At 63.3% G+C, this 10,258-nt stretch carries 5 protein-coding genes; 3 read left to right on the top strand and 2 right to left on the bottom strand.

Annotated elements, in window-relative coordinates:
* Positions 1-35 precede the first annotated feature (35 nt).
* Both PPL01S_RS01885 and PPL01S_RS01880 read left to right on the top strand, forming a co-directional pair.
* Positions 36-2,096 carry a PhoX family protein gene (locus PPL01S_RS01885; RefSeq protein WP_016392829.1) on the top strand — a complete coding sequence of 687 codons (2,061 nt, stop codon included), beginning with the start codon at positions 36-38 and terminating at the stop codon, positions 2,094-2,096.
* Positions 2,097-2,261: 165 nt separating this feature from the next.
* Positions 2,262-4,298 carry an HET-C-related protein gene (locus tag PPL01S_RS01880; RefSeq protein ID WP_050483650.1) on the top strand — a complete coding sequence of 679 codons (2,037 nt, stop codon included), beginning with the start codon at positions 2,262-2,264 and terminating at the stop codon, positions 4,296-4,298.
* A 3-nt stretch (positions 4,299-4,301) separates the two neighbouring features.
* Here the strand turns inward: PPL01S_RS01880 and PPL01S_RS01875 are convergent, their stop codons facing one another.
* Positions 4,302-4,613 (bottom strand): YqfO family protein, encoded by a 312-nt coding sequence (locus tag PPL01S_RS01875; RefSeq protein ID WP_016392827.1) that lies wholly within the window; start codon positions 4,611-4,613, stop codon positions 4,302-4,304.
* A 3-nt stretch (positions 4,614-4,616) separates the two neighbouring features.
* Positions 4,617-8,516, bottom strand: coding sequence for a phosphoribosylformylglycinamidine synthase (gene purL / locus PPL01S_RS01870; RefSeq protein WP_016392826.1), 3,900 nt, complete (start codon positions 8,514-8,516; stop codon positions 4,617-4,619).
* A 266-nt stretch (positions 8,517-8,782) separates the two neighbouring features.
* Here purL and mltF point away from each other — a divergent pair, with 266 nt between their 5' ends.
* Positions 8,783-10,240, top strand: coding sequence for a membrane-bound lytic murein transglycosylase MltF (gene mltF / locus PPL01S_RS01865; protein WP_016392825.1), 1,458 nt, complete (start codon positions 8,783-8,785; stop codon positions 10,238-10,240).
* The last annotated feature ends 18 nt before the right edge of the window (positions 10,241-10,258 follow it).

Below are 10,258 nucleotides of genomic sequence, written 5' to 3'. Positions count from 1 at the left end.
GGTTCCTCCAACTCAGCCAACCTAAGGACGTCTTGATGAGTCGAGAAACCGGCGACAACCAGGACCGCAACCACAGCGACAACATGCCGATGGCCAGCATCATGGACGTCTACCTGAGCCGCCGCAGCCTGATGCGTGGCAGCCTCGGCGCAGCCATTGCCATGATCGCCGGTGCTGGCCTGACAGGCTGTTTCGACAGCGCTGGCGGCTCCGACAACGGCCATGCGGCAACCCCGCCACCGGCAGCCGGGCCCGAACCAAGACTGGCGCTGGGCTTCCAGTCCATTGCGGGCTCGCGCACCGATGGCTGTGCCGTCGCCGCCGGCTACAGCGCCTATGTCCTGGCGCCGTGGGGCACCCCGCTGAACAACCACGGCAACCCCTGGAAAGCGGACGGTAGCAATACCGCCGCCGACCAGGCCAATGCCATGGGCATGCACCATGACGGCATGCACTTCTTCCCGATCGATGGCAGCGCCGAGGATGGCCTGCTGGCGATCAACTTCGAATACATCGACACCGCCGCCCTGCACCCCAACGGCCCGACCACCGACGCGCAGGGCCGGCGCCCGGCCGAAGAAGTGCGCAAGGAAGTCAACGCCCACGGTGCCGGTGTGGTTCGCCTGAAAAAGATCGACGGGCGCTGGCAGGTGGTCGACAACGACCCGCTCAATCGCCGCTTCACTACCGCTTCGCGCATGCAGATCAGCGGCCCGCTGCGCGGCACCGAGCATGTCAGGAGCAAGTACTCGGCTGCCGGCACCCACAGTCGCGGCACCAACAACAACTGCGGCAACGGCTCTACCCCGTGGGGCACCTACCTGACCTGCGAAGAGAACTGGCCAGGCATCTTCGTCAACAAAGGCGCCCTTCCCGAAGACCAGCGCCGTATCGGCGTCGGCACCTCCAGCGGCCTGTACAAGTGGGAGAGCGCAGCGGGTGACAGCAGCGAAGTTGACGACGAATTCGCCCGCTTCGACGTGACCCCCAAGGGCGCCAGCGCCACCGACGATTACCGCAATGAAGCCAGCACATATGGCTACATCGTCGAGATCGACCCCTACGACAGCAGCACCCTGGCGACCAAGCGCACCGCCCTTGGCCGTTTCCGCCACGAAGGCTGCTGCCCGGGCCTCCCGGTGGCTGGCAAGCCGCTGGTCTGGTACATGGGCGACGACTCCAACAACGAATACCTGTACAAGTTCGTCTCGAATGCGTTGTGGGACGCCGCCGACGCGACCCCTGCCGACCGCATGGCCACGGGTGCCAAGTACATGGACCAGGGCAAGCTCTACGTGGCCCGCCTCAATGCCGATGGCACTGGCGTCTGGCTATTGCTGGACGTTGCCACGCCAACCAAGGATGGTCGTACCCTCGGCGCGTTGTACGGCGACTTGCCGGGCATCATCCTCAATACCCGCGGTGCAGGCGATGCCGTGGGCGCGACACCCATGGACCGCCCGGAGTGGACGGCGGTCAACCCGCTCAATGGCGATGCCTACCTGACCCTGACCAACAATAGCGTCCGCACCCCGGCACAGGTCGACGCAGCCAACCCGCGGGGAGCGAACCGCCACGGTCACATCATCCGCTGGCACGACAGCGACGACCACTCACGCTTCACCTGGGACATCTTCGTGTTTGGCGCCAACGCTGCCGGCACCGCCGATATCAACCGCTCGGGCCTGACCGAGCTGAACCAGTTCGCCAGCCCCGACGGCATGCGCTTCGATAGCCGTGGCGTGCTGTGGTTCGAGACCGACAACAGCGAAACCACCGTGACCGACTACACCAATGATCAGCTGCTGGCGGTGATCCCCACCCAGCTGGTGGACGCCGCAGGCAAGCAGGTGCCGGTCAATGCCCGGAACCAAGTTGACCTGCGCCGCTTTTTCGTCGGCCCGAACGGATGCGAGGTGACGGGGATCGCCTTCACCCCGGATAACAAGACCCTGTTCATCAACATCCAGCACCCTGACAACTGGCCGTACACCGACAAGGCAACCGAAGTCACCCCGGCGGGGACCAAGGTGCGGCCGCGGGCTTCGACGGTGGTGATTCAGCGGGATGATGGTGGTGAGATTGGGACCGCCTGACCGGTATAAACAGGCTGTGCTGCCCTGCTACGCACCTGCACCCTGGCGTGTCAGTAACAACGCCAGGGGTTGGCCCCCTTCACATTCGATACGGTAATCATTCTCCGTTCGTCCTGCGCATGGGAAAAGTCAGCATTGCACGCTCCTGAAACTGGAGTGCGAACAATGAAAACACTCGGTGATGCCCCCGCAGCCCCCAATAACGACCCCAAACTGCAGAGCAGCTTTGCTCTGCTCCAACTGACGGCCGTGGCCGAAAAGCTGGAGCGCTTGCCATTCGTGATCATGGCCATGCACGCATTCAGCCATCTCCCCATCCAAGCCCTCGTTGAGCTGCACGTAGCCCTGCGCCAAGGTACCGTTGCCAATCCCGTCCATCGCGTGGCAGAGCTCGATGGCAGGCTTGCCCGATACGACAGCAATAGCCAATCGATCGATGTGGACCGGTCGGCAATCGAGGCCGCCCTGAGCCAGTCACAAGGCAGCTGCGCCCTGCTGGCTGCAATGATCAATGCGTTCGGTCATTACGTCGATGACGTGCTAAGTCGGCAATCGGGTGTTGAAAGCGGCGACCACGCCGACCACTACTACAAGATCGTGGCAGTCTTTGACGACGGCGTGCGTGACGCCGTGCAGTTCGGTGCGTATTCGAGCCTGGCACTCACGGGCGAATTGTTGCTCGAGATGCCTGACGCGATTGAGTATTTCTCGCTTGTACAAGATCAGGAAGGACTGCCCCATCCTGCATCTTTTTCCGCTGGGCGCGGCGAAGGTACGCCGCACTCCTTTGCCCACGAATCGATCGAGGACGTGCTCGAGGGTGTCGGTTTCAGCAGTGATGAGCGCAAGGCTATCTATTTCGGCAACTGGTTGCGTGACTACTCACAGTTGATTGACCCCAAGATCGTGCGCCCGGTAGATGCCCCGAAGAACTTCCCGTCGAAATTTTCCAGGCTGTCCCTGACCCAGATTGTCGACATGCTGGCGCTCAAGCAATTCCACATGTTGCAGACTACCCGCGAGCAACGCTTGGCCTATACCGTGGATACAGCGATGGTGGGCGTCTACCGCCCGTCCGAACACATTGATAACCCAGTGAGTATCGAGGACTCCGTAGACCCGCAATCGATCGATGCGGCGTTTGAACTCAAGGTTGTTCCAGGCGACGCGTGCCTGAGGTTGGACAGCGAGCGCTCGCTGTACCCTTACATCGATGACGCCATCCGCTACATGACGGAAAAGCTGCTCGCCGCAGCCTCGGAGGGGCGAACTGCCAAAGGCTTGCGCCTGTTTGGCGAGGCTCTGCATGTACTGGAGGATTTTTTCGCCCATTCCAACTTCGTCGAACTCAGCTTGCGCAAGGTGGGGCACACCAGCGTTTTACCGTGGACCGTTGAAAAAGACTGCAAACATCGCTGGCCCTTGGTGACGGGAAAGTTCGGCGGCAGTGACATTATCGCCAGTGTGGCTGAACCCATTGCCAGGATACTCTTTCCAACCGACGGGATCGTCTTCAAACCGACACGTCCGGGCGATCGAAGCGACTCGGAGAACATGCTGCTCATTCTGCTTGACGAGCACGAGAATCCGGAGTGGAAAAACACCCTCACAAGCTTTCTGTCAGCGCGTGACAAACTGGTCGAAAGCCCTTACTACGAGGCGCTTGCAGCGGGCAGTTTCCTGATCACCTTGCCCATGCAAGCCGTGACCTTGATAGCCAACAGGGTCCTGCAATCGATCTTGAAATGGGCGGGTGACAGCGTGGACGACCTGCAGACACTGCTCGGCGACGATCCTAATGTCGACGGCAGCCTGTTCCCGACTCACTCGCAACTGGCCAAGGATCACGACACCCACCCACTCCACGGCCTGGCAGCCATGCTGGCAAGCAAGGCGGTCGAGGAGGTGGGAAGATCGATGCATGAGTACTGGCAGGGGAATGAATCGCGAGATCCAGCTTCCCTGGCCTTAAGCTTCATCCGCCATGCACAGGACAGCGACTGGCAAGATCCGCTGGTCGCGGCCTGGGCGCAGGATCATGCTGAAGAAATCAGTCAAAGCAGCTCGACCAGCGAACTGAACGCACTGCAGAAGAACGCTCAGAAGGAGGCACTTGAGCGCGTCAAGCAACTTGGCCTTGACGACAACTTCACGCCTATCAGTTACCGGGAAAAGCTCAGCGGTGTCTTCCCCTTCGGCTGATCGTCAGACGTCGACGAGCCGCCAGACCTCATAGGCCGGCGTCTCGTACGGATGGCTCTGCTTGAGTGCAGCGACGACCTGAGCAACCAGGTCGTCAGCCACCACCAGCTCCACCTTCCACTCCTCGACCACCTCGACCTGGCCAGCTTGCCCGAGGAACGGCTGACTGCCGTCCAACGGGCGGAACTGGCCCTGGCCCAAGGTCTGCCAGGCGCAGTGGTCATAGTCGCCGATTCGTCCGCCACCGGCGGCGAACACGGCGGCCTTGACCACGTCGACATGGCTGGCCGGGACGAAGAAGGCGAGCTTGTACATGCCTTAGTTCACCCACACCCGCGCATTGCGGAACATGCGCATCAGCGCGGCATCTTCCTGCCACTCATCCGGGCGCCAGGAGTTCTGTACGGCGCGGAACACACGCTCCGGGTGCGGCATCATGATGGTCACGCGGCCGTCGCGGCTGGTCAGGCCGGTGATACCACGCGGCGAGCCGTTCGGGTTGGCCGGGTAGGCTTCGGTGACCTTGCCGTGGTTGTCGACGTAGCGCAGCGCCACGCAACCGGACAGGTCGGCTTCCAGCAGTGCCTCTTCGCTGGCGAACTCGGCATGGCCTTCACCGTGGGCGATGGCGATCGGCATGCGCGAACCGGCCATGCCTTGCAGGAAGATCGAGTTGGACTTCTGCACCTCGACCATGGCCACGCGCGCCTCGAACTGCTCCGAGCGGTTGCGCACGAAGTGCGGCCAGTACTCGGTGCCCGGGATCAGCTCGTGCAGGTTGGACATCATCTGGCAACCGTTGCACACGCCCAGGGCGAAGCTGTCGCTACGCTCGAAGAAGGCCTGGAAGGCATCGCGGGCACGGCTGTTGAACAGCGCCGACTTGGCCCAGCCTTCACCGGCGCCGAGCACGTCACCGTAGGAGAAGCCACCGCAGGCGACCAGGCCCTTGAAGGCTTCGAAGTCGACACGGCCAGCGAGGATATCGCTCATATGCACGTCGATGGCAGCGAAGCCTGCGCGGTCGAAGGCGGCCGCCATCTCGACCTGGCCGTTGACGCCCTGCTCACGCAGGATCGCCACTTGCGGGCGCACACCCTTCTTGATGTATGGCGCGGCGATGTCGTCGTTGACGTCGAAGCCAAGCTTGACCGACAGGCCCGGGTTGTCTTCTTCGAGCAGTGCATCGAATTCCTGATCGGCGCAGTCGGCGTTGTCACGCAGGCGCTGGACCTGGTAGCTGGTCTCGGCCCACTGACGCTGCAGCATGCGGCGGTCGTCGTCGAACAGCACTTCACCGTTCAGGCTGATGGACACTTCGGCGTTGTTGACCGGCTTGCCGATCACCGACACGCAACCTTCGCCCAGGCCGGCAGCGCTGAACTGCGCCAGCACGTCCGGGGTGGCGTCCTGGCGAACCTGGATGACCGCGCCCAGCTCTTCGTTGAAGAGGATGGCCGGCACGTCATTGCGGTTGTCGGTCAGCGGGTCGAGCTGCAGGTCGAGACCGCAGTGGCCGGCAAAGGCCATTTCCACCACGGTGGTCAGCAGGCCGCCGTCGGAACGGTCGTGGTAGGCGAGCAGGTGGCCGTCGGCGTTCAGGCCCTGGATCACCGCGAAGAACGCCTTGAGGTCTTCGGCGTCGTCGACGTCAGGTGCCTGGGCAGCGATCTTGCCGTAGGTCTGCGCCAGGATCGAAGCGCCCATGCGGTTCTTGCCGCGGCCCAGGTCGATCAGGATCAGGTCGGTCTCGCCCTTGTCCATGCGCAGTTGCGGGGTAAGGGTGTTGCGAATGTCGGTGACCGGTGCGAAGCCGGTGATGATCAGCGACAGCGGCGAAGTGACGCTCTTCTCGACGCCCTCCTCGCTCCACTTGGTCTTCATCGACATCGAGTCTTTGCCGACCGGAATGGTGATCCCCAGCTCCGGGCACAGCTCCATGCCGACAGCCTTGACGGTGTCGTACAGGCGGGCATCTTCACCTGGGTGACCGGCAGCGGACATCCAGTTGGCCGACAGTTTGATGTCGGACAGCTTCGCGATCTGCGCGGCCGCCAGGTTGGTCAGGGTTTCGCCGATTGCCATGCGGCCGGACGCCGGGGCGTCGAGCAGGGCCAGCGGGGTGCGCTCGCCCATGGCCATGGCTTCACCGGTGTAGACGTCGAAGCTGGTGGCGGTGACGGCGCAGTCGGCCACCGGTACCTGCCACGGGCCGACCATCTGGTCGCGGGCAACCAGGCCGGTGATGGTGCGGTCGCCGATGGTGATCAGGAAGCTCTTGCTGGCGACCGCCGGGTGGTTCAGGACACGCTGTACCGCGTTGTCCAGGTCCACCTTGCTCGGGTCGAAGTCATCACCCAGCTCGGCTTCGCGGGTGACCGAACGGTGCATGCGCGGCGGCTTGCCCAGCAGCACATCGAGCGGCATGTCCACCGGGGTGTTGCCGAAGTGGCTGTCGGTCACGGTCAGGTGCGGTGCTTCGGTCGCTTCGCCAACGACGGCGAACGGGCAGCGCTCGCGCTCACAGATGGCCTGGAAGCGTTCGAAGTCGACGGCGCTGACGGCCAGCACGTAACGTTCCTGCGACTCGTTGCTCCAGATTTCGTGCGGGGCCATGCCCGGCTCGTCGTTGGGCACGTTGCGCAGTTCGAAGCGGCCACCGCGGCCACCGTCGTTCACCAGCTCCGGGAAGGCGTTGGAGATACCACCGGCGCCGACGTCGTGGATGAAGGCGATCGGGTTGGCGTCGCCCAGCTGCCAGCAGCGGTCGATGACCTCCTGGCAACGGCGCTCCATTTCCGGGTTTTCGCGCTGCACCGAGGCGAAGTCCAGGTCAGCCGAGCTGGCGCCGGTAGCGACCGACGACGCCGCGCCGCCACCCAGGCCGATCAGCATGGCCGGGCCGCCAAGCACGATCAGCTTGGCGCCGACGGTGATCTCGCCCTTCTGCACGTGGTCTTCACGGATGTTGCCCATGCCGCCGGCGAGCATGATCGGCTTGTGGTAGCCGCGCACTTCTTCGCCGTGCGGGGTGTTGATGGCCTGCTCGAAGGTACGGAAGTAGCCGGTCAGGGCCGGGCGACCGAATTCGTTGTTGAACGCAGCGCCGCCCAGCGGGCCTTCGATCATGATGTCGAGGGCGTCGACGATGCGCTCCGGCTTGCCGTAGGCCTGCTCCCAGGGCTGTTCGAAGCCCGGGATACGCAGGTTGGACACGGTGAAACCGGTCAGGCCGGCCTTGGGCTTGGCACCACGGCCGGTGGCACCTTCGTCGCGGATTTCGCCGCCCGAGCCGGTGGAGGCGCCGGAGAACGGGGCGATGGCGGTGGGGTGGTTGTGCGTCTCGACCTTCATCAGGATGTGCACCGGCTCCTGCACCGCGCCGTACTGGCGGGTCTCAGGGTTCGGGAAGAAACGTCCGGCGACATTGCCGACGATCACCGAGGCGTTGTCCTTGTACGCAGACAGCACACCTTCGTTGTGCATCTGGTAGGTGTTCTTGATCATGCCGAACAGACTCTTTTCCTGAGCCTGGCCGTCGATGTCCCAACTGGCGTTGAAGATCTTGTGGCGGCAGTGCTCGGAGTTGGCCTGGGCGAACATCATCAGTTCGATGTCGTTCGGGTTGCGCTTGAGCCCCTGGAAGGCATTGACCAGGTAGTCGATCTCGTCTTCGGCCAGGGCCAGGCCCAGGTCGATGTTGGCCTGGGCCAGGGCGGCGCGGCCACCGGTGAGGATGTCGACCGAGGTCATCGGCTTGGGCTGGGCGTGGCTGAACAGGTCGGATGCCTGCTCCAGCTGGGCCAGCACGCGCTGGGTCATGCGGTCGTGCAGTTCGGCGGCGACCAGCGCGGCGTCGGCTTCGCTCAGCTCGCCAGCCACGTAGTAGGCGATGCCGCGCTCCAGGCGCTGGATCGACTGCAAGCCGCAGTTGTGGGCGATGTCGCTGGCCTTGCTGGCCCAGGGCGAGATGGTGCCAAGGCGCGGCACTACCAGGAACAGGCGCCCGGTCGGCTCCTGTACCGGCACGCTCGGGCCGTATTTGAGCAGACGGCCCAGCACCTGCTGCTGGTCGGCGGTCAGCTCGCCGGCAACGTCGGCGAAGTGGGCAAATTCGGCATACAAACCAGTAACAGCGGGGACTTTCTGGCTCAGTTGCTCGAGTAATTTACCGTGGCGAAAGGCAGAAAGGGCAGGAGCGCCGCGCAGGATCAACATCGTCGGGACAGCCTCAGGAAGGGGTGTGCTTAGAGGCCGTGCATTCTAGCCTAATTCCGCGGCTTTCGGCACCCGCTCTAAGCCAAGCCTGCCGGGCGGCGGAACCGGACTTTCAGGTCAAAAAAAATTGCCTTGGGTTGCCTGCACCGGCCCCATCGCCGGCAAGCCGGCTCCCACAGGGGGCGGTGCTGCACAGAACGCGCTAGCAGACAAGCTATCTGTTGTCGAGATATGGCTGTGCCAGTCCTTTGCGTATACTGCAACCTATGTTCGCCCAGACTGCTTTGCGCCAGCGCTGCGCCAGATGGCTCATCGCAACCGGACTCTTTCTAATGCTCGGTGCCTGTGTTGAAAAACCCAGCACCCTCGAGCGCGTGAAGGAGGATGGCGTGCTGCGCGTCATCACCCGCAACAGCCCGGCCACCTACTTCCAGGACCGCAACGGCGAAACCGGCTTCGAATACGAATTGGTCAAGCATTTCGCCGACGATCTCGGCGTCAAGCTGGAGATCGAGACTGCCGACAACCTCGACGAACTGTTCGACGCCCTTGGCAAGCCGTCCGGCCCGGTACTGGCAGCGGCCGGCCTGGTCAGCAGCGAGCGGCGCACGACCCAGGCGAAATTCTCCCACCCTTACCTCGAAGTGACCCCGCAGGTCATCTATCGCAATGGTCGCCCTCGGCCCACCGAAGCCAAGGGGCTGGTGGGCAAGAAGATCATGGTGCTCAAGGGCAGCAGTCACGCCGACCAGTTGGCCGAGCTGCAGAAGAAGTATCCAGGCCTGCAATATGAAGAGTCCGACGCGGTCGAGGTGGTCGACCTGCTGCGCATGGTCGATGAAGGCCAGATCGACCTGACCCTGGTCGACTCCAACGAACTGGCGATGAACCAGGTGTACTTCCCCAACGTGCGGGTCGCCTTCGACCTGGGCGATGCACGCGACCAGCGCTGGGCGGTGGCAGCCGGCGACGACAACAGCCTGCTCAACGAGGTCAACGAGTACCTCGACAAGGCCCAGAAGAACGGCACCCTGCAGCGCCTCAAGGACCGCTACTACGGCCATGTCGATGTACTGGGCTACGTCGGTGCCTATACCTTCGCCCAACACCTGCAGCAGCGTCTGCCCAAGTACGAGAAGCACTTCAAGAGCTACGCCAAGGTCGAGCAGGTCGACTGGCGCCTGCTGGCGGCGATCGGCTACCAGGAATCGATGTGGCAGCCGGAAGTCACCTCCAAGACCGGCGTGCGCGGCCTGATGATGCTGACCCAGCGCACCGCCCAGGCCATGGGCGTGTCCAACCGCCTTGACCCCAGGCAGAGCATCCAGGGTGGCGCCAAGTACTTCATGAAGATCAAGGCCGAGCTCGACGACAGCATCCAGGAGCCGGACCGCACCTGGTTCGCCCTGGCCGCCTACAACGTCGGCACCGGCCACCTGGAAGACGCCCGTACCCTGGCCAAGCGCGAGAAGCTCAACCCGAACAAGTGGCTGGATGTGAAGAAGATGCTGCCGCGCCTGTCGCAGAAGCAATGGTACCGGCAGACCAAGTACGGCTATGCCCGTGGTGGCGAACCGGTGCATTTCGTTGCCAACATCCGGCGTTACTACGACATTCTCACCTGGGTGACGCAGCCGCAGCTCGAGGGCCAGGTGGCTGAGGGCGGCCTGCATGTGCCGGGGGTCAACAAGGACAAGCCGGCGGAGCAGTCGCCGCCGATGTAAGGTTTCAAGGCCCTATCG

The sequence above is a fragment of the Pseudomonas plecoglossicida NBRC 103162 = DSM 15088 genome (genome assembly GCF_000730665.1).
Classification (GTDB): domain Bacteria; phylum Pseudomonadota; class Gammaproteobacteria; order Pseudomonadales; family Pseudomonadaceae; genus Aquipseudomonas; species Aquipseudomonas plecoglossicida.
The sequence above is the reverse complement of the archived record's forward strand: the minus strand, read 5'-3'. Positions and strand labels throughout refer to the sequence as shown.

Coding starts and splice junctions, on each gene's coding strand:
- purL (WP_016392826.1), bottom strand. CDS start 8,516: ATGTTGATCCTGCGCGGCGCTCCTGCCCTTTCTGCCTTTCGCCACGGT.
- mltF (WP_016392825.1), top strand. CDS start 8,783: ATGTTCGCCCAGACTGCTTTGCGCCAGCGCTGCGCCAGATGGCTCATC.
- PPL01S_RS01875 (WP_016392827.1), bottom strand. CDS start 4,613: ATGTACAAGCTCGCCTTCTTCGTCCCGGCCAGCCATGTCGACGTGGTC.
- PPL01S_RS01885 (WP_016392829.1), top strand. CDS start 36: ATGAGTCGAGAAACCGGCGACAACCAGGACCGCAACCACAGCGACAAC.
- PPL01S_RS01880 (WP_050483650.1), top strand. CDS start 2,262: ATGAAAACACTCGGTGATGCCCCCGCAGCCCCCAATAACGACCCCAAA.